This window comes from Dyella thailandensis, from assembly GCF_050749815.1.
Classification (GTDB): domain Bacteria; phylum Pseudomonadota; class Gammaproteobacteria; order Xanthomonadales; family Rhodanobacteraceae; genus Dyella_A.
Genome location: NZ_CP192735.1, coordinates 2,715,118 through 2,733,326 on the forward strand (window position 1 = coordinate 2,715,118; position 18,209 = coordinate 2,733,326).

General features: G+C 68.0%; 23 protein-coding genes, 1 tRNA gene and 1 other RNA gene. 10 read left to right on the top strand and 15 right to left on the bottom strand.

Annotation, left to right across the window (positions count from 1 at the left end):
* Entirely contained in the window at window positions 1-1,377 is a 1,377-nt protein-coding gene (locus ACQVBX_RS12550; protein WP_431638180.1) for a cytochrome ubiquinol oxidase subunit I, read from the bottom strand.
* A gap of 167 nt (window positions 1,378-1,544) precedes the next feature.
* Between ACQVBX_RS12550 and ACQVBX_RS12555 the strand changes: the two genes are divergently transcribed.
* Complete coding sequence (locus ACQVBX_RS12555) at window positions 1,545-1,721, top strand: hypothetical protein (RefSeq protein WP_431634438.1); 177 nt, start codon at window positions 1,545-1,547, stop codon at window positions 1,719-1,721.
* A gap of 12 nt (window positions 1,722-1,733) precedes the next feature.
* On the opposite strand, the gene ACQVBX_RS12560 is transcribed toward ACQVBX_RS12555, so the two are convergent.
* Together ACQVBX_RS12560 and ACQVBX_RS12565 are read right to left on the bottom strand one after the other, a co-directional pair.
* Window positions 1,734-2,999, bottom strand: a complete 1,266-nt coding sequence (locus tag ACQVBX_RS12560; RefSeq protein WP_431638181.1) for an aminopeptidase P N-terminal domain-containing protein — start codon at window positions 2,997-2,999, stop codon at window positions 1,734-1,736.
* 54 nt (window positions 3,000-3,053) lie between these two features.
* Entirely contained in the window at window positions 3,054-3,617 is a 564-nt protein-coding gene (locus tag ACQVBX_RS12565; protein ID WP_431634439.1) for a UPF0149 family protein, read from the bottom strand.
* Window positions 3,618-3,718: 101 nt separating this feature from the next.
* Between ACQVBX_RS12565 and ACQVBX_RS12570 the strand changes: the two genes are divergently transcribed.
* The 6 genes from ACQVBX_RS12570 to rpiA all read left to right on the top strand — a co-directional run bounded on the left by ACQVBX_RS12570 (window position 3,719) and on the right by rpiA (window position 6,373).
* Window positions 3,719-3,943, top strand: a complete 225-nt coding sequence (locus tag ACQVBX_RS12570) for a TIGR02449 family protein (protein ID WP_431634441.1) — start codon at window positions 3,719-3,721, stop codon at window positions 3,941-3,943.
* Between the two features lies 1 nt (window position 3,944).
* A complete protein-coding gene (locus ACQVBX_RS12575; protein WP_404630015.1) occupies window positions 3,945-4,259 on the top strand; it encodes a cell division protein ZapA in 315 nt (104 codons plus the stop codon).
* Window positions 4,260-4,326: 67 nt separating this feature from the next.
* A non-coding RNA gene (ssrS, locus tag ACQVBX_RS12580) (6S RNA) lies at window positions 4,327-4,513 on the top strand.
* Window positions 4,514-4,604: 91 nt separating this feature from the next.
* Entirely contained in the window at window positions 4,605-5,222 is a 618-nt protein-coding gene (locus tag ACQVBX_RS12585) for a 5-formyltetrahydrofolate cyclo-ligase (protein ID WP_431634442.1), read from the top strand.
* Window positions 5,219-5,686: an EVE domain-containing protein gene (locus tag ACQVBX_RS12590; RefSeq protein WP_431634443.1), complete on the top strand. Its 468-nt coding sequence runs from the start codon at window positions 5,219-5,221 to the stop codon at window positions 5,684-5,686. Before ACQVBX_RS12585 ends, ACQVBX_RS12590 begins: the two co-directional genes overlap by 4 nt.
* A 51-nt stretch (window positions 5,687-5,737) precedes the next feature.
* Window positions 5,738-6,373: a ribose-5-phosphate isomerase RpiA gene (gene rpiA, locus ACQVBX_RS12595; protein WP_431634444.1), complete on the top strand. Its 636-nt coding sequence runs from the start codon at window positions 5,738-5,740 to the stop codon at window positions 6,371-6,373.
* A gap of 109 nt (window positions 6,374-6,482) precedes the next feature.
* Here rpiA and ACQVBX_RS12600 read toward each other — a convergent pair.
* The 3 genes from ACQVBX_RS12600 to rplM all read right to left on the bottom strand — a co-directional run bounded on the left by ACQVBX_RS12600 (window position 6,483) and on the right by rplM (window position 7,400).
* A tRNA-Gln gene (locus tag ACQVBX_RS12600) sits at window positions 6,483-6,557 on the bottom strand.
* Between the two features lie 12 nt (window positions 6,558-6,569).
* A complete protein-coding gene (rpsI, locus tag ACQVBX_RS12605) occupies window positions 6,570-6,962 on the bottom strand; it encodes a 30S ribosomal protein S9 (protein WP_431634445.1) in 393 nt (130 codons plus the stop codon).
* Window positions 6,963-6,971: 9 nt separating this feature from the next.
* Window positions 6,972-7,400, bottom strand: coding sequence for a 50S ribosomal protein L13 (gene rplM, locus ACQVBX_RS12610; RefSeq protein WP_431634446.1), 429 nt, complete (start codon window positions 7,398-7,400; stop codon window positions 6,972-6,974).
* Between the two features lie 261 nt (window positions 7,401-7,661).
* On the opposite strand from rplM, the gene coq7 reads away from it, so the two are divergent.
* A complete protein-coding gene (gene coq7, locus ACQVBX_RS12615; RefSeq protein ID WP_431634447.1) occupies window positions 7,662-8,303 on the top strand; it encodes a 2-polyprenyl-3-methyl-6-methoxy-1,4-benzoquinone monooxygenase in 642 nt (213 codons plus the stop codon).
* A 266-nt stretch (window positions 8,304-8,569) separates the two neighbouring features.
* Here coq7 and speD read toward each other — a convergent pair whose 3' ends face one another.
* Complete coding sequence (speD, locus tag ACQVBX_RS12620; RefSeq protein WP_049622792.1) at window positions 8,570-9,355, bottom strand: adenosylmethionine decarboxylase; 786 nt, start codon at window positions 9,353-9,355, stop codon at window positions 8,570-8,572.
* Window positions 9,356-9,645: 290 nt separating this feature from the next.
* On the opposite strand from speD, the gene crp reads away from it, so the two are divergent.
* The gene (gene crp / locus ACQVBX_RS12625; protein ID WP_431634448.1) at window positions 9,646-10,341 is read left to right on the top strand and encodes a cAMP-activated global transcriptional regulator CRP; all 696 of its coding nucleotides are present in this window, start codon (window positions 9,646-9,648) and stop codon (window positions 10,339-10,341) included.
* Between the two features lie 63 nt (window positions 10,342-10,404).
* Here the strand turns inward: crp and ACQVBX_RS12630 are convergent, their stop codons facing one another.
* From ACQVBX_RS12630 to ACQVBX_RS12650, 5 genes are all read right to left on the bottom strand, one after another.
* Window positions 10,405-11,358, bottom strand: a complete 954-nt coding sequence (locus ACQVBX_RS12630; RefSeq protein WP_431634450.1) for a bifunctional helix-turn-helix transcriptional regulator/GNAT family N-acetyltransferase — start codon at window positions 11,356-11,358, stop codon at window positions 10,405-10,407.
* Window positions 11,359-11,483: 125 nt separating this feature from the next.
* A complete protein-coding gene (locus ACQVBX_RS12635; RefSeq protein WP_431634452.1) occupies window positions 11,484-12,182 on the bottom strand; it encodes a haloacid dehalogenase-like hydrolase in 699 nt (232 codons plus the stop codon).
* Window positions 12,183-12,186: 4 nt separating this feature from the next.
* On the bottom strand, window positions 12,187-12,981 hold the full coding sequence (gene trpC, locus ACQVBX_RS12640) for an indole-3-glycerol phosphate synthase TrpC (RefSeq protein WP_431638182.1): 795 nt from the start codon (window positions 12,979-12,981) through the stop codon (window positions 12,187-12,189).
* Between the two features lie 68 nt (window positions 12,982-13,049).
* Window positions 13,050-14,099 (bottom strand): anthranilate phosphoribosyltransferase, encoded by a 1,050-nt coding sequence (gene trpD / locus ACQVBX_RS12645; RefSeq protein ID WP_431634453.1) that lies wholly within the window; start codon window positions 14,097-14,099, stop codon window positions 13,050-13,052.
* Window positions 14,096-14,695: an anthranilate synthase component II gene (locus ACQVBX_RS12650; RefSeq protein WP_431634454.1), complete on the bottom strand. Its 600-nt coding sequence runs from the start codon at window positions 14,693-14,695 to the stop codon at window positions 14,096-14,098. The genes trpD and ACQVBX_RS12650 overlap by 4 nt, the downstream gene beginning before the upstream one ends.
* 143 nt (window positions 14,696-14,838) lie before the next feature.
* Here ACQVBX_RS12650 and ACQVBX_RS12655 point away from each other — a divergent pair, with 143 nt between their 5' ends.
* Entirely contained in the window at window positions 14,839-15,039 is a 201-nt protein-coding gene (locus ACQVBX_RS12655) for a hypothetical protein (protein WP_431634455.1), read from the top strand.
* Here ACQVBX_RS12655 and ACQVBX_RS12660 read toward each other — a convergent pair whose 3' ends face one another.
* From ACQVBX_RS12660 to ACQVBX_RS12670, 3 genes are read right to left on the bottom strand one after another with little or no spacing between them, the layout of a single operon-like run.
* Window positions 15,040-16,188 (bottom strand): NAD(P)/FAD-dependent oxidoreductase, encoded by a 1,149-nt coding sequence (locus tag ACQVBX_RS12660; protein ID WP_431634456.1) that lies wholly within the window; start codon window positions 16,186-16,188, stop codon window positions 15,040-15,042.
* Window positions 16,185-17,423, bottom strand: a complete 1,239-nt coding sequence (locus tag ACQVBX_RS12665) for a dicarboxylate/amino acid:cation symporter (protein ID WP_431634457.1) — start codon at window positions 17,421-17,423, stop codon at window positions 16,185-16,187. The genes ACQVBX_RS12660 and ACQVBX_RS12665 overlap by 4 nt, the downstream gene beginning before the upstream one ends.
* Window positions 17,420-18,196 (bottom strand): L,D-transpeptidase family protein, encoded by a 777-nt coding sequence (locus ACQVBX_RS12670; protein ID WP_431634458.1) that lies wholly within the window; start codon window positions 18,194-18,196, stop codon window positions 17,420-17,422. The genes ACQVBX_RS12665 and ACQVBX_RS12670 overlap by 4 nt, the downstream gene beginning before the upstream one ends.
* Window positions 18,197-18,209 lie beyond the last annotated feature (13 nt).

Below are 18,209 nucleotides of genomic sequence, written 5' to 3' on the forward strand. Positions count from 1 at the left end.
TCAGCCCTCGATTGTTTCTTGCGGCACGGACAGCGGACGCGCCGGTGTCTGATGCGCGGCAGCCTGCTTGATCGGCCCGGCCACCGGGCCGGTGCGGAACAGCTTCACCAGGTAGTACAGGCCCGCGCCGAAGATGCCCAGGTAGACCACCACGAACGTGACCAGCGAGGCCACCACGCTACCCACCGGCAGCGGCGTCACCGCCTCGGACGTGCGCGTGACGCCGTACACCACCCACGGCTGGCGTCCCACCTCGGCCACCCACCAACCGGTCAGCACGGCGATGAAGCCCGAAGGAATCATCGCCACCCATGCGCGCAGGTACCACGGCTTTTCCAGCGTGCCACGACGCCAGCGCCACAGGCCGATCAGTGCCAGGCCAAGCATCGCGAAGCCCAGCCCCACCATGATGCGGAACGAGAAGAACGGGATCTTCACCGGTGGGCGCTGGTCGGCGGGAAAGTCCTTGAGGCCCTTCACCTCGCCGTGGAGGCTGTGGGTGAGGATGATGCTGCCCAGCCGCGGCACGTCCACCGCATAGTGGTTCGTCTCGGCCTGCTCGTCGGGCCAGGCGAACAGGGTCAATGGCACGTCGCTGCGGGTTTCCCAGCGCGCCTCGATGGCGGCGAGCTTGGCCGGCTGGTTTTCGCGCACCTCGAGACCGGACATGTCGCCGATGACGATCTGCAGCGGAATCACGATCGCCAGAAACGCCAGCGCGAGGTTCAGCGTGGCGCGCGACTTGTCGGCAAACCGCCCCTTCAGCAGATACCATGCCGACACGCCGCCGATCACCATCGCAGTGGAAATAAAGGCGCCCATCACCATGTGCGGCAGGCGCACCAGGAAAGATGGGTTGAAGATCACCTTCATCCAGTCATCCGGGTAGAACACGCCGTCCTTGATCACGTAGCCGGTCGGCGTCTGCATCCAGCTGTTGGCGGACATGATCCAGAATGCGGAGATCAGCGTGCCGATCGCCACCATGCAGGTGGCGAAGAAATGCGTGCGGTCGCTGACCTTGCGCCAACCGAACAGCATCACGCCCAGGAACGTGGCTTCGAGGAAGAACGCGGTCAGCACTTCGTAGTTCAGCAGCGGGCCGATCACGTTGCCGGCCACCACCGAAAAGCCCGACCAATTGGTGCCGAACTGGAAGCTCATCACGATGCCGGAGACCACGCCCATGCCGAACGCCACGGCGAAGATCTTCAACCAGAAGAAGTACAGGTCGCGCCACAGGTCGGTGCGCTTGACCAGCCACACGCCTTCGAGGAACGCCAGCCACGACGCCAGCCCGATCGAGAACGCCGGAAACAGGATGTGGAAAGACACGACGAAGGCGAATTGCAGTCGTGAGAGAAATTCGGCCGTCAACATGATCGATACCCTGGCAGGTCGTGCTGCGTCGCAATATACGCTCGCACACGGAGCGCAGCGGCAGCGCGCGACGAAACGCCGTGCGTCCATTGGCCGCGTTGCGTCGTCGCGGTCGCGGTAGACGAGGCGGTGGCATAGTCTTGCGCTCGCGGCGTGGAGATCCGATGAGCGCGAACGATTCCCGACGTGACATGCGGCGCATGCGAATCAGCGATCGGCTGTTCGGTTTCGGCCACTCACGCGCGCCAGTGCGCGTGCTGGTCGAGCTGCTGCCGGTGTTGCTGGCCAAGGCGGTGGCGGCCGCCCTGCTGTGGTGGGTGATGTTCGGGCGGCACCGCTGAGGTGCGCACCGCTCAGCGCGCGGCCAGCAGCGCCTCGATCGCTTCGGGTTCTTTAGGCACCGCTGCGGTGAGCACTTCGTTGCCGCGGCGGGTTACCGCCACGTCGTCCTCGATGCGGATGCCGATGCCGCGCCAGCGCTCGGGCACGCTGCGGTCGTCCGGCGCCACGTAGATGCCCGGCTCCACCGTCACCACCATGCCCGGCTCCAGCTCGCGCGGCTCGCCGTCGATGCGGTAGTCGCCTACGTCGTGCACGTCCAGGCCGAGCCAGTGGCCGGTCTTGGCGGGAAAGAACTGGCGGTAGCTGCCGGTGGCCACCGCCGTCTGCGCATCGCCCTTGAGTAGGCCGAGCGCGCACAGCCCTTCGGCGATCACCTGCACCGCCGCGGTGTGGGCGGCGCTGAACGGCCGACCCGGGCGCACCTCGTCGATCGCCGCCAGCTGAGCGGTCAGCACGATGTCGTACAGGGCGCGCTGCTCGCGCGAGTAGCGCCCGCTCACCGGAAAGCTGCGGCTGATGTCGGACGCATAGCAGTCCACCTCGGCGCCCGCGTCGATCAGCAGCAGCTCGCCCTCGGCAAGCCGCGCGCGGTTGGCGGTGTAGTGCATGGTGCAGGCGTTGGCACCACCGGCCACGATGGGCGGGAACGCCGCCACCGCACCGTGCAGCCGAATCGCCCGCAGCAACTCGGCCTCCACCTCGTACTCGTGCCGGCCCGGCTGTGCCACCTGCATGGCAGCGAGATGGGCGTCGGCCGCGACCGCGGCGGCGGCACGCATCAGCTTGAGTTCGGCCGGTGATTTGAACAGGCGCAGGTCGTGCAGCAGATGCCCCAGCGCCACGAACTCCTTCGGCACCACGCCGCCGCCGCGCAGCTGGCGCAGGCGGCGCATCCAGCCCAGCAGCTGCGCGTCGAACTGCGGCTCGCTGCCAAAGTGGCAGTACACCCGGGCGCGGCCCTCGATCATGCCGGGCAGGATGTCGTCGATATCGTCGATCGGGAAGGCGTCGTCCATGCCGAACGCGGCCACCGCCTGCTCGGTGCCGACGGAGGCGCCGTGCCAGCGTGCCTGCTCGTCGTCGTGCTCGCGGCAGAACAGCACGGCCTCGCCGTGCTTGCGCCCCGGCAGCAACGCCAGCACCGCGTCGGGCTCGGGGAACCCGCACAGATAGTGGAAGTCGGAATCCTGCCGGTACGGCCAGGCGGCGTCGGCGTTGCGCATGCGCTCGGGCGCGGCCGCTACCAGCACCACGGCATCCTCGCCGGCCAGGTGCATCAGCTGGCGGCGGCGGCGGGCGAACTCGGCCGGCGTGATCAAGGGCGACGCACGTCAGTGCAGGGTGTCGTTGCCGGCGGCCGGATCGCGCGCGCACTCGGCGTGCAGCAGCATCGCGCCGACCCGCACGAACTCGTGCACCTCGATCAGCGCGTCCTCGTCCTCGTCTTCGCTGCCGAAGTCGAGCTGCGACGAGGCGATGGTGCCCAGATCGCGCAGCACTTCCTGCGCCTCCTCGGACAGGCGTGCGTGGGATTCCGAGCCGGCCAGACCGAAGCCGCCGAGGAACCCGCGACACCATTCCACCGTTGCCTCGGCCCGTTCGGCCAGCGGACGGTCGTCCTCCGGCAGCATCGGCTCGAAGCCCAGATCCGAATCAGCAAGCTGGGCGGCCGCCTGCCGGGACAGGCGCTCCAGCAGGGCGGCATCGGCCGGTGTCGGATGGGGCGCTTCGCCGTCCAGGTGCAGCACCGTCAGCAGCGGCTGGCGGCCGATCCGGCCGCCGCCGGCCAGGAAGCCGCTCAGCGAGCCGTGCAGCTCGCTGGCCGTGGTGCCCAGTTTCAGGCGGTGGGTGAGGTCGTCCAGATCGTCGTATTCGACGGGTGCGGGGGCCGTCATGGCGGGCTCCTTCAAAGGCAGGGCGGCAGTCTACCGCCTCGTCCGCCAGGAGGCGTCGTGCGCCGCAGTTTTGGGCCGGCCTGCTGATATAGTTTCCGCCCATGAGTACGCCGTCCGATCTCCAGCAGGAACTTGCCGCGCTGAACCGCCAGGTCGATCAGCTGATCGACACGGTGCGCCGCCTGTCCGAGGAAAACCGCAGCCTGCGCCACAGCCAGGAGCAGCTCGCCAACGAGCGCGCCGGGCTGATGGCGCGCAACGAGCAAGCGCGCGGACGGGTGGAAGCGATGATCCAGCGCCTCAAGGCCCTCGAGAGCAACAATTGACATGAGCACTCCTGCCAGCGAACCGGTCGCGCTGCGGCTGATCGACCGCGAGTTTCTGATCGCCTGCGCACCGGAAGAGCGTGAGGGCCTGCTCGAGGCGGCCAGCTACCTGGACCGCAAGATGCGCGAGCTGCGTGCCAACGCCAAGACGCCGGGCTTCGACCGCCTCGCGGTGCTGGCGGCGATCAGCGTCACCCACGAGTTTCTCGCCCTGCGCAAGCAACATTCCGGCGCCGACCAGAGCGTCACCGACGGCCTGGCCGCGTTGCGCCGCAAGCTGGAAGCCGCGCTGGAGCCGGCCGCACCGCGGGCCTGAACTGCACCTGCCGCGCATCGTCGCGGCACGGGCGCGCCGGCGGCGTTGCTGGTAAAATTCGTTTCGGCGTTTTCTGCGGTGTGCGCCAGCACACTCTTACATTTGCCTTGTTCCTAAATACGGCCCCGGGTCGGTTGCATTCAGGCTGTTGTGCATGTCCGCCGCGTGCGGAAAGCCTCGAAGCCTGGACAACCCTCCCACCTGATCCTCGTGGATCAAGGTCGTTTGGTGGGCAGCGGCATCGCGGTTGACGCCACCTCTTTTGTGCATCGGCCGGCGCCTAGGCGCCGGCCGATATGTTGTCGGCAGCGCCCGTCGGCGCGCCCCACCGGGAGACGCGCGACCGTGGATACCATCGCCCAGCGACGCGAGCTGCGCCAGCGCCTCACCGAGCGTCGCAAGGCGCTCACTCCGCAGCAACGCATTGCGGCGGCACAGGGCCTGCGCCGCAGCCTCGAGCAGTTACCCGAATACCACACCGATGCACGGGTGGCCGGCTATTGGGCGGTGAACGGCGAGCTGGCGTTGAACCTGGTGATCCCGCCGCTGCTCGCCCGCGGCCAGCAGTTCCTGCTGCCGCTGCTGGGCGCCGAACGCCAGCTGCGCTTCGCGCCGTGGAGCGCGGGTGAGCCGGTGGAGCCCAACCGTCACGGGATTCCCGAGCCGGTGCAGGTGCGCGCGCCGTTGGCGCCGTTCCAGCTCGACCTGGTGCTGGTGCCGCTGCTGGCGTTCGACCGGCGCGGCCAGCGGCTGGGTTACGGCGGCGGCTATTACGACCGCAGCTTTGCCTTCCTCAACGAGCAGGCACGTCCCACCGAACCGCTGATGGTGGGCATCGCCTACGATTTCCAGGAAGTGGATTCGATCGAGCCGGCGCGCTGGGACGTGCCGCTGGACTTCGTCGCCACCGACCGCGAGCTGATCGACTGCCACGCCGAACGCCCACGCGAGACCCACGCATGAGCCCTGCCCGTATCTCCCACTGGCTGATGAAGTCCGAGCCGGACACCTTCTCCATCGACGACCTCAAGGCACGCGGCAGCGAACCGTGGGATGGCGTACGCAACTATCAGGCGCGCAACTTCATGCGCGACGGCATGCGGGTGGGCGACGGCGTGCTCTTCTATCACTCCAACTGCGCCGAGCCGGGCATCGTGGGCCTGGCCAAGGTGGCTTCCGAGGCCTACCCGGATCCCAGCCAGTTCGACCCGAAGAGCGACTACTTCGATCCAGGCGCCAGCCGCGAAAACCCGCGCTGGATGCTGGTGGACGTGGCCTTCGTGCGCAAACTCAAGCGCACCATCACGCTCAAAGAGCTGCAGGCGCTGCCATCACTGGCCGAGATGGCTTTGGTGCGCAAGGGCAACCGGCTCTCGGTGATGCCGGTGACCGCGGCCGAGTGGAAGACCATCCTCGGCCTCGAATGAGCCGGTCAACCCGGCGCTCGACTCCCCTCTCACGTTCCGGAATCCCTGCCCATGAGCAACGAAAAGAAACTTGCCGGTGAAGCCGCCATCCGTTTCGTCGAGGACGGCGCCATCGTCGGCGTCGGCACCGGCTCGACCGTGGCCTACTTCATCGATGCCCTGGCCGATCTGCGCGAGCGCATCCGCGGCGCCGTGTCGAGCTCGGAGCAGTCGACCGCGCAGCTGAAGAAGCACGGCATCGAAGTGCTCGACCTCAACAGCACCGGCCAGCTCGCGCTCTACGTGGACGGCGCCGACGAGTGCGATCCGCACAAGCGCCTGATCAAGGGCGGCGGCGCGGCGCTGACGCGCGAGAAGATCATCGCCGAGGCCAGCGAGAAGTTCGTCTGCATCATCGATTCCAGCAAGCAGGTCGATGTGCTCGGCAAGTTCCCGCTGCCGATCGAAGTGATCCCGATGGCGCGCAGCCTGATCGGCCGCGAGATCGCCCGCCGCGGCGGCCATCCGGTGTGGCGCGATGGCGTGGTCACCGACAACGGCAACTGGATCATCGACGTGCACGGCTGGCAGATCACCGATCCGGTCGCTCTGGAGCAGGATCTGAACCAGCTGCCGGGCATCGTCAGCGTGGGACTGTTCGCGCGCCGCCCGGCCGATATCGTGCTGGTGGGCGACCGCCAGATCTGAGCGCACGCGGCGGCGCCCCGCTCGGGCGCCGCATCCCGCACGGGCAACAAAAAACCCGCCGAGAGGCGGGTTTCTTGTGTCGATCGCTACCACTGACCGGCGTCTTGTTTGGCAGCCCCGGAAGGATTCGAACCTCCGAATGCCTGAGTCAGAGTCAGGTGCCTTACCGCTTGGCGACGGGGCTATGAAACTAAGTTTAGCGCTTGGAGAACTGCGTAGCGCGACGTGCCTTGTGCAGACCGATCTTCTTGCGCTCGACTTCGCGGGCGTCACGGGTGACGAAACCGGCCTTGCGCAGCGGCTGCTTCAGGGTTTCGTCGTACTCGATCAGCGCACGGGCGATGCCCAGACGGATCGCACCGGCCTGGCCGGTGATGCCGCCGCCGGCGACGGTGACCTTGATGTCGAACTTATCGGCACTCTGGGTCAGTTCAAGCGGCTGGCGCACGATCATGCGCGAGGTCTCGCGACCGAAGAACTGCTCGAGGGTCTTGCCGTTCACTTCGATCGCGCCGCTGCCCTTGCGCAGGAACACGCGGGCGGCGGAGGTCTTGCGGCGGCCGGTGCCGTAATTCTGCTGAATCGCCATGAGGTTTCCTTAGATTTCCAGCGCCTGCGGCTGCTGGGCGGTATGCGGATGTTCGGCACCGCCGTAGACCTTGAGCTTGCGGTACATCGCACGGCCCAGCGGGTTCTTCGGCAGCATGCCCTTCACGGCGATCTCGATCACGCGCTCGGGGTGGGTGGCCAGCAGATCACGCAGGTTGGTGGTCTTGAGGTTGCCGACGTAGCCCGTGAAACGGTGGTACTGCTTGTCGTCCAGCTTGGCACCGGTGACGGCCACCTTCTGCGCGTTGACCACGACGATATAATCGCCGGTGTCCACGTGCGGGGTGAATTCCGGCTTGTGCTTGCCGCGCAGGCGGCGCGCAATCTCGGTGGACAGACGACCGAGCGTCTTGTCCGTGGCGTCGATCACGAACCAGTCGCGCTTGACGCTTTCCGGCTTGGCGCTGAACGTTTTCATTTCGGAATACCTGTTGGCCGCCTCGGGGGCGGTGACGGAAATCGGGTCAAACAAAGGTGCGGGATGATAGCGGAGCTTTCATCCATCGCACAAGCCCACCGGTGGGCGAGCTGCGAGCCGGCAATCTTAGCATGGACCACCCCACGCTTGAAAAGCCCCGGAACCGCCGCGCCGGACCTGCGGCGCACTGCCGGCTTGGCGCAGGCGGTGCCGATGCCGTCCAATACCCGCAGTTGCACGCCCTAGCCCCTGGAGTTCCCCATGTCCGTACGCCAGCTCAGTCCTTTCGACCGCCTGATCGCGGGCTTCGAACGCGCGCTGGAAACGGTGGCCGGCGATCCCGAGGCGGCGCGGCCGTCGCCAGCGGCCGGCGTGGATGAGGCCGACCTGGATTCACGCGAGCGCCGCCATGCCGCGGGCCTGATGCGCATCAACCACACCGGCGAGGTGTGCGCCCAGGCGCTGTACGACGGCCAGGCCGCACTGGCTCGCAACGAGGACACCCGTCGCCACCTGCAGCACGCCGCCGCCGAGGAAACCGACCACCTAGCCTGGTGCGCCGAGCGCCTGCGCGAGCTGGACAGCCGCCCCAGCCTGCTCAATCCACTGTGGTATGCGGGCAGCTACGCGATCGGCGCAGCGGCCGCGCTGGCCGGCGATCCGGTCAGTCTGGGGTTCGTGGTGGAGACCGAGCGCCAGGTCGAGGCGCACCTGGCCGAGCACCTGGAAACCCTGCCCGAGCAGGACGAACGCTCGCGCGCCGTGCTGACGCAGATGCAAGAGGACGAGGTGCGTCACGCGGACGAAGCGGCGGCCCGCGGCGGCATCGAGCTGCCGTTTCCTATTCCGCCGCTGATGCAGCTGACCTCGCTGGTGATGAAGAAGGTCGCCTACCGCCTGTAGGCGGCGCCGGGATAGGCCTGGCGGCGAGGTATCGGCCTGGACAGTCCGCGGACTTCCACCATCGCAGGAGCCCTCAAATCGTCATTCCCGCGCAAGCGGGAATCCATCTGGCTCCGGCGCGAGATCAACATGGATTCCCGCTTGCGCGGGAATGACGGCGCTGAAAACTCACGCCTTATCCGGAACCGCGCGGCAGGAAAGGCGTGATACGCCTGAGACAACGAACGCCGCGGAAAACAAAAACCCGCCTTCCGGCGGGTTTTTTGTCACATCAGGTTGCGGCCGTGGAAGAGCTCCTCGATCTCGCGTCGCAGCAGCGACTCGATGCGCTGGCGTTCCTTGAACGAGAGGTCGTCGGCATGCGCCTCGAACAGGTAGGTGTCCAGGTCGAAGTCCTTGATGTGCATCTTCGTGTGGAACATGTTTTCCTGGTATACGTTGACATCGAACATCTCGTACTTCTGGCGGATGTGCCGCGCCAGGTAGTCCTGCACCGAGTTGATCTTGTGGTCGATGAAGTGCTTCTTGCCCTTCACGTCGCGGGTGAAGCCGCGCACGCGGTAGTCGGCGATCACGATGTCCGACTCGAAGCTGTCGATCAGGTAGTTCAGCGCCTTCAGCGGCGAGATCACGCCGCAGGTGGCCACGTCGATGTCCGCGCGGAACGTCGCGATGCCGTTGTGCGGATGCGTTTCCGGATAGGTGTGGACGGTGATGTGGCTCTTGTCCATGTGCGCCACCACGGCACCGGAAATGGTGTCGCGGCCGAGCTTCTCCACCACCGGCTCCTCGGAAATGAGAATGGTGACCGAGGCGCCCTGCGGATCGTAGTCCTGGCGCGCAATGTTCAGGATGTTGGCGCCGATGATCTCCGCCACGTCGGTGAGGATCTGGGTCAGGCGATCGGCGTCGTACTGCTCATCGATGTATTCGATGTAGCGCTGGCGCTGCTCTTCGGACACCGCGTAGCAGATGTCGTAGATGTTGAAGCTCAGGGCCTTGGTCAGGTTGTTGAAACCCTGCAGGCGCAGACGGGGAAGTGGTTTCACCACGGCAACTCTCCATGGCCGCACGGCGGCCAGCAGCAGAGGCGGGTTAGCGACAAGGGTCCCCGCTGGATGGTACGGCACGAAAACAACTAGCTTCCGCGACCCTTGTGACCGACGCGCGACACGTCATCGGTGCTGGAAGACCGCCAAGTATGCGGTAAAAAGGATGAAAACTGAAACTGCGCCCCCGGCGGCGGGTTTGCCATAATGCGGCGCGACAGGGGAAAAACACTTACGCTCACGCAGGGCCTTGCCTGACCGCCGGCCCGGGTCACCCTCATTCGGAAAACATCGTGGCGCAACTCAAATACCAGCTGCAGCAAGCTTTCGAACGGTCCCAGGCTCCGCTGGGATTCGCCCCCGATCCGGCCTCGATGGAGCGCTTCCTGGCGCTGTGCCACCGCCGCCGCTACCCGGGCAAGACCGCGATCATCCGCCCGGGTGATCCGGCCAACACGCTCTACTACGTGATCGAGGGCTCGCTGGCGGTCTGTACCGAGGACGAGCAGGGGCGCGAATTGATCCTCGCCTACATCAGCCGCGGCCAGTTCATCGGCGAGATGGGCCTGTTCGTGGAGCAGGCGCAGCGCGAGTCGATGGTGCGCACCCGCACCCCGTGCGAGATGGCCGAGATCAGCTACGAGCGCCTGTTCCAGCTGATGGAAGGCCAGCTGCGCGAGGAGTGCCCGAAGATCCTCTTCGCGATCGGCGCCCAGCTCACCAACCGCCTACTGCGCACCTCGCGTCAGGTCAGCCGCATGGCGTTCATGGACGTCACCAACCGCATCTCGCGCACCCTGCTTGACCTGTGCCAGGAGCCGGATGCGATGACCCATCCGGACGGCACCCAGATCCGTATCTCGCGCCAGGAAGTGAGCCGCATCGTCGGCTGCTCGCGCGAAATGGTCGGCCGCGTGCTCAAGCAGCTCGAAGAGCAGGGCATGATCCAGGTGTCCGGCAAGACCATCGTGGTGTTCGGCACCCGCTGATGCTCCGCCGCCTCCCGCAGGACGGGAGGCGCGGCGGCTAACCGCCGCCCGCGCGATCGGCGCTCACTCGTCCCGCTGATAGACCATGTAGACGTCCGCCCGCTCGTAGTGCGAGCCCGGGCGGATGGCTGGCTGCATCACGAAGCCTGCCTTCTCGTACATGCGCAGCGCGGTCGTGAGGCGGCTGTTGGACTCCAGGAACAGCGTGTGTCCATTGCGGCGGTGGAACTCGGCGATGCACGCATCGAGCAGGCGCCGACCGGCGCCGAGCCCGCGGAAGGTCTCGTCCACGCCCATCTTGGTCAGCTCGAACGCCCGGGGCGATTCCTGCAGCAATGCGCAGGTGCCGATCACTTCCTCGCCCAGACGGGCAAAGAAGATCGCGCCACCGGGCTCGATGATGTGCCGCTCGGGGTCGCTCAGCACGGCGCGGTCGATATCCTCGATGCGGAAGTGGCGCTCCAGCCATTGCGCATTCAAGCGGTAGAAGTGCTCGCGCAAAGCCGGGGCGAACGGCACGATTTCCACCGGCGTGGCCACGATCGCCGCGTGCTCGGCGAGAATCGCCGCCGTCACCGGGCGCTCCGCCAGGGCACGCTCGCACGCGGCGATGGCCTCGAGCAGATGCGTCGCCTGCTCCTCCAGCGCGACGCTGACCCCACGACGCACCGCACACCAGATCGGCCCCAGGCCGCCGAGCGACGCGTGCGCCCGGTCGGTGAGCGCGAGCACGGTCCGGCGACCGTCCTCCGGATCACGTTCGCGGCGCACCATGCCGGCACGCACCAGCTTGTCCGTGAGCTGGCTGACGGCCGAGTGGGTCTGGCCGATCGCGTCCGCCACCTCAGTCACCGAACGGGGGCCGGCGTCCCACAGGTAGCGCAACACCGGCAGCCAACGCGATTCGATGGGTGCGCCGAGCGTGCGGTAGACCTCGTCCGCCGCCCCGTAGAAATGGTCGCTGAGTGCCTTCAGGCGGCTGCCGAGGGCCAGCTTGCCCAGGGATGCGATGTACATGGAGCGCTCACGGGTTAGATGCGTAAGTGCTAACGTATCCCGGAAAATCGCCGTGACTCAAGTGCCTCTTTGCATCCAGGTGCGCCCCGCAGCTCGGGCGAGGGAAAAGCGCGAGACCACGGCCCTCAATACCAAGCCACGCGTTCCACCGGCCGCCCGAGCGCCTGCTCGATCCGCTTGCACAGCTTCGGCGTGCCGTTGACGAGCACGGGCTCGGCGGCAGCCTTGAGCATGTGCACGTCGTGCAGGGAGTCGCCGTAGGCCCGCTGCCAGCTGGACACGCCGTAGGCGGCCAGGGCAACGGGCTTGCCGGCACCGACGTTGTGATGAGCCACGCGCATGCCGAGCCAAGCGGGCCTGAGCCGGGAAGCGACCAATTCCACTCCGACCAGCCCGAGCTGCTCCAACAGGCTCTGCGCCAGCGTGTGCTCACAGCCGGTCACCACGATCACGCGATCGCCCTGGGCCTGATGGCGACGCAGCGCGAGCAGCGCATCGCGCTGGAATTGGCGCGGGCGGCGCACCAGCCGCGAGGCGAAATCCTGGGCGAGCTCGCCGTAGCGTCGCTCGCCGATCCCGAGCAGCCCCACGTGCACCAGCGTGCGCACGGCCAGCCGCCAGGAGAACGGCCGCACCAGCGCCAGCCAGGGCAGCGCCGGCAGCAACAACAGCTTGCGTCCGACGCCGGCGTAGCGCTCGCGCATGAAGCGGGCGAAGGTGTCGTCCACGGTGATCACGCCGTCCAGATCGAACAGCACCGTGCGCGGTCCAGCCGCCGGCTCCGGCGCGGCCTCGTCCGGCGCCGGCATCAGCACCTCGTCCATGGGTTCAATCCGCTTCGAACAGACGCTTGAGCTCGGTGCCCGGATCGACCGCACGCATGAACGCCTCGCCGACCAGGAACGCGTGCACGCCCGCCTCGCGCAGCTGGCGCACGTGCTCGGGCGTGTGGATACCGGACTCGGCCACCAGGATGCGGTCGTACTCCACCAGCGGCTGCAGCTCCAGCGTGGTTTCCAGCGTGGTCTCGAAGGTGCGCAGGTTGCGGTTGTTCACGCCGATCATCGGCACCGGCAACGCCTGGGCGCGTTCGAGCTCCTCGGCGTCGTGCACTTCGCACAGCACGTCCAGATCCAGCTCGGCGGCCAGCAGCGAGAGGTTCATCAGTTCCGCGTCGCCCAGTGCGGCGGCGATCAGCAGAATGCAGTCCGCGCCGATCGCGCGCGCCTCGTACACCTGGTACGGGTCGATCACGAAGTCCTTGCGCAGGATCGGCAGCGAGCAGGCCTCGCGCGCCTGGTGCAGGAACTCCTCGCTGCCCTGGAAGAAATCCTTGTCGGTCAGCACCGACAGGCAGGCCGCGCCGGCCGCCTCGTAGCTGCGCGCGATCGCGCCCGGGTCGAAGTCGGCGCGGATCACGCCCTTGCTCGGGCTGGCCTTCTTCACTTCGGCGATCACCGCGGGCAGGCCGGCGTCGATCTTCGCTTCCAGCGCGGCGGCGAAGCCGCGAGTCGGCGGCAGGTCGGCCACGCGCGCGGCCAGTTCGTCCAGCGGCAGTCGCGCGCTGCGCTCGGCGATTTCTTCCGTCTTGCGGGCGAGGATGCGATTGAGGATGTCGGCCATGGTCGTGGTGTCGTTGGGGCGCCGCATGCGCGGCGGTCGATCTGGGGCACCGCGCCCGGGGCGGGGCGTCAGGTACCGGCGAGGCGTCGCGTGGTGGAGACGAACTGGGCCATTTTCGCACGGGCGGCGCCGCTGGCGATGGTGGCCCGCGCCAGCGTGATGCCGTCATCGATGCTGTCGACCACGTCGGCGGTGTACAACGCCGCTCCGGCATTGAGACAGACGATGTCGTGCGCCACGCCGTGCTTGCCGTGCAGCGCCTCTTCCAGCATCGCGCGCGACTCGGCCACGCTCTCCACCCGCAGGTTGCGGCTGGAGGCCATGGCCAGGCCAAAATCCTCCGGCTCGATCTCGTACTCGCGTACCTGACCATGGCGCAGCTCGCCGACCAGGGTGGCGGCGCCCAGCGAGATCTCGTCCATGCCGTCACGGCCCCACACCACCATCGCGTGCTGTGCGCCGAGCTGCTGCAGCACGCGCACCTGGATGCCGACGAGGTCCGGATGGAACACGCCCATCAGGATGTTCGGCGCGCTGGCCGGATTGGTCAGCGGCCCGAGGATGTTGAACAGGGTGCGCACGCCCATTTCCTTGCGCACCGGCGCTACCACCTTCATCGCCGGATGGTGGTTCGGCGCGAACATGAAGCCGATCTCGGTTTCGGCCATGCAGGTGGCGACCTGCTCGGGCTTGAGGTCGATCGAGGCGCCCAGCGCCTCCAGCACGTCGGCGCTGCCGGACTTGGACGACACGCTGCGCCCGCCGTGCTTGGCCACCCGCGCGCCCGCCGCCGCGGCGACGAACATCGAGGCGGTGGAGATGTTGAAGCTGGACGCACCGTCGCCGCCGGTGCCGACGATATCGACGAAGTGCGGGTGCGGCGGCGCCTCCACCTTGGCCGACAGCTCGCGCATCACGCGCGCTGCGCCGGTGATCTCGCCGATGGTTTCCTTCTTCACGCGCAGGCCGGTGATGATCGCCGCGGTCATCAGCGGACTCACCTCACCGCGCATGATCTGGCGCATCAGCGCAATCATCTCGTCATGGAAGATCTCGCGGTGCTCGATCGTGCGCTGCAGCGCTTCCTGCGGCGTGATGTGGATCTCGCGCGACATCATGCCGCCAGCTTCCGCGCCGGCAGGCCGAGGAAGTTGGCCAGCATCGCGTGGCCGTGCTGGGTGAGGATCGATTCGGGATGAAACTGCACGCCCTCGACCGGCAGCGTCTTGTGGCGCAGGCCCATGATCTCGTCGATCGAGCCGTCGGCGTTTTCCGTCCAGGCAGTCACTTCCAGACAGTCCGGCAGCGACGCCTGCTCGACCACCAGCGAGTGGTAGCGCGTGGCTTCGAACGGATCGGGCAACCCGGCGAATACGCCCTGCCCGCGGTGGCGTACCGGCGAGGTCTTGCCGTGCATGATCTGCTTGGCGCGGATCACCTTGCCGCCGAAGGCCTGGCCGATCGCCTGATGGCCCAGGCACACACCGAAGATCGGCAGCTCGCCGGCCATCTCGCGCAGGATCGCCAGCGACACGCCGGCATCATCGGGCGTACCCGGCCCCGGCGAGATCATGATGTGAGAGGGCTTGAGCGCGCGCACGCCGGCCACGTCCAGCGCATCGTTGCGCACCACCTTCACCTCCTGTCCCAGCTCGCCGAGATACTGCACGAGGTTGAAGGTGAAGCTGTCGTAGTTGTCGATCATCAGGAGCATGGGGACTGCCGCATGGCCGGGAGCGTGGAGCGATCATGATAGCTAGCTGGCGCCGTCTCGTGCAGGCGCGGGACCGCGCACTTTTGCGCCGGAGCCCCCGATCGCGTCATGCTCCGGCGTCATCAGGCATAAGGATCCGTGAGATGGACTATGTGGAAATCGCGCTGCTGCTCGCCGGCTTCGTGCTGCTCGTGCTCGGCTACCGGCGCAACCGTCGCGGCTGGCTGGTGGCCGCGGCGCTGCTGCTGTTCCTGTCGGGGAATCTCGGGCCGTTTGCCCGGGGAGTCGCCGAAGGCTGGGCGTCCGTGGGCAGCGCCCCCTCAGTGGCCAGCGGCCGCCACTGACTACCGCGCCTGACGGACCAGTCGGGCCCGGTCCGGTGCCAGCATCGCCGCGGTGAGTCCGGCATCCTGCAAGCGCGCCGGCAGCGGACGGCCGAGCGCCAGGTTTGCGCAGGCCTCGCCCATCGCCGCCGAGGTCTGGATGCCGTAGCCGCCCTGCGCGGCGACCCAGAAAAAGCCCGGCGCATCGCTCGCGAAGCCGCCGACCAGGTCGCCGTCGGCGACGAACGAACGCAGCCCGGCCCAGGTCCGGGTGGGGCGGCGGATTTCCAGCGTGGTCGCCTGCTCGATGTGATGGATGCCCAGCGCGATGTCGAGCTCTTCCGGCTGCACATCGTGCGGATGGGTGGGATCGGCATTCGCCGCCGAGCCGAGCAGCTGGCCCGCATCCGGCTTGAAGTAGAAGGTTTCATCGAGGTCGCAGATGAACGGCCAGTCGGCCGTGGCCAGACCGGCCGGCGGCTCGAACACGAACGCCGAGCGGCGTTTCGGCACCAGTCCCAGCGGCGCCACGCCAGCCATCGCGGCGACCTGATCGGCCCAGGCGCCGGCCGCATCCAGCAGCAGCGGCGCATGCAAGCGTCGATCGCCGACGCTCACCGTCCAGCCGCTGCCGTCACGCTCGATCGCCGTGATTGCCTGATCCACGAGCAGCGCACCACCGCGCGTCTTCAGGCCACGCAGGAAGCCCTGATGCAGTTCGTTGACGTCGATGTCGGCGGCGCCCGGTTCGTGCAGGCCGATCGCCGCCGCTTCCGGGCGCAACACCGGCACGTGATCGCGAACGCGCGAACCGTCGTGCAGCTCCAGCTCGGGCGTGTCGCGGCGCATGGCTTCGAACATCGCGCGCACCTGCTCCGCCTGCTCGGCGCGGCCGATCACCGTGGCGCCGCGCGGGGTGAGGATCGGATGCGCGGCGAAGCCCTCCGGCGGCGCGGCCAGGAACGGACGCGTGGCACGCGTCAGTGCGCGCACCTGCTCCGTGCCGTAGGTCTCGCTGAACAGCGCGGCCGAGCGGCCGGTGGAATGCATGCCGGCGTACGGCTCGCGCTCGAGCACGATCACCCGCGCGTGCGGCGCGAGGAAATACGCCACCGAGGCGCCGGCCATGCCGGCGCCGATCACGATCGCATCGGCGTGTTCTGTGCTCATGCGCCCTCCTTCGCCGACTGCCGCGCCACCACGCTGGTGGCAGTGAGATCGCAGGTGACGTTGCCCAGCGTGGCCAGCGTGTCCGGCAGCGTGTCCACCGCCAGCATCAGGCCGAGCGGCCCCACCGGCACGCCCATCGCCTGCGCCACCGGCAGGTTGGTGGCGATGAAGGTGACCTGCCCCGGCAGGCCCACCGAACCCAGGCTGATCACCACCGCCAGCGCGGCGCCGGCGCACAATGCCGCGGGCGACAAGTCGATGCCGTAGGCCCAGGCGATGAACGAGGCCGACACCACGTACTGCACCGGGCTGGTCAGCCGGCACAGTGACACCGCCATCGGCAGCACCAGCGCGGTGACGCGCTCGGGATAGCCCAGTTTGCCGTTCGCGCTTTCCAGCATCGCCGGCAGCGAGGCCAGCGAAGATTGCGTGCTCAGCGCCACCGCCTGCGCCGGCACCAGCGCGGGCACGAAGCGCCGCCACGTCTCGCCACCCCAGGTCACCGCCACCACCAGCATCACCAGCGTCACCGTGACGTAGAGCAGGCACTCGACCAGCACGTAGATACCCAGCGCACCGAGCATGCTCAGCCCGGCGCGGGCGCATACCGCCAGGATCAGCGCGAACACGCCCAGCGGCGCCACCCACAGCACCCAACGCACGATCACGATCATCGCGTCGGCGATCGACTGGAAGAACTCCACCAGCATCGCGCGCCGCTCCGGCTGGATCTGGGTGAGCGCAAAGCCGAGGAACAGCGCGAACACCACCAGCGGCAGCATCGCGCTCTGCGCGGCAGCGGCGATCGCATTGGTCGGCACGATCGAGGTCACCGCCTCCACCCAGCCGGTGGGCGCGGTGCGTGCGGACAGCGGCACGGTGGCGTGGCTCAGCGCCTCGCTCAGCGCCGGGTTGTGCGGGAACAGGCGGAACAGCCACGGCGCCAGCAGCGCCGCGAGAAACGCGCCGCCGGTGAGCAGCACCAGGAACACCACGATCGCCCGCCGCGCCACGCGGCCGGACGCCGCCGCGTCGCTGGCGGTGTTCACGCCCACCACCACCAGCGAGAGCACCAGCGGCACCACGGTCATCTGCAAGGCCGCCAGCCACAGCTTGCCGGCCGGCTGCACCACGGCGGCAACGTTCGTCGCCAGCGCCGGATCGAACGCAGCCAGCCCCAGCCCGACCGCTGCGCCGAGCGCCAGGCCCAGCAGCACGCGCACGGTCGGGCTCATCGGCTGGCCTCCAGCGGCGGCAGTTGCCAGTCGTCGCGCACGGCCGCGTAGGCCTGTTTCGGCAACAGCACGAACACCGGATGGTCTTCCGGCTTCAGCCAGCCGAGCAGGCTGCGCATCGACTCGGGCGTCATCGCCGTGCAGCCGGCGGTGCCGGTGGTGGGCGAGGCCCACAGGTGGCCGAAGATGCAGCTGCCGGCGCCGGGCGTGGCGTCCGGGTTGCTGTCGATCACGAAGCCCATGCGGTAGCGCTGATCGCCGTGCACGTGGATGTCCCGCCGCATCGGCTCCGAAGAACCTTTCACTGCCTCGTCGCCGACCACCGTGGAGTCGACGATCTGGTTGTAGTAGCGCGCGCCGCTGACATCCATGCACCAGTCGGTGGCGCTGAGCGCACGGTACGGCATCGCCGTGGCCAGCGTCTTCGCATAGCCGAACGCGGTACCGATGCGGAACACGCCTGCCGGGCTGCGGTTGTCGCCCTCGTGCTTGACCGGACCATCGTCGCGCGTCGGTTGCAGGCCGAGTCCCCAGGCCGCGCCAGCCTTGCCGATCACCACCGGCCACGACGCGCCCACGGGGCCCCAGCGATCGTCCTCGCGCACGAAGCGGCGCAGCACGCCCTGCGCGGCGTCCCAGCCATCGACGATCACCAGCACCATCTGCCGCGCGCCCTGCCACGGCGGCGTGGCCGGCGCGGCGAGCGCGTGGGCGGAAAAGGTGACGGCGGCGAGCGCGGCGGCCCGCCGGAGAAACGAGAGGGAAAAGGTCATCGCATGGCCCTGT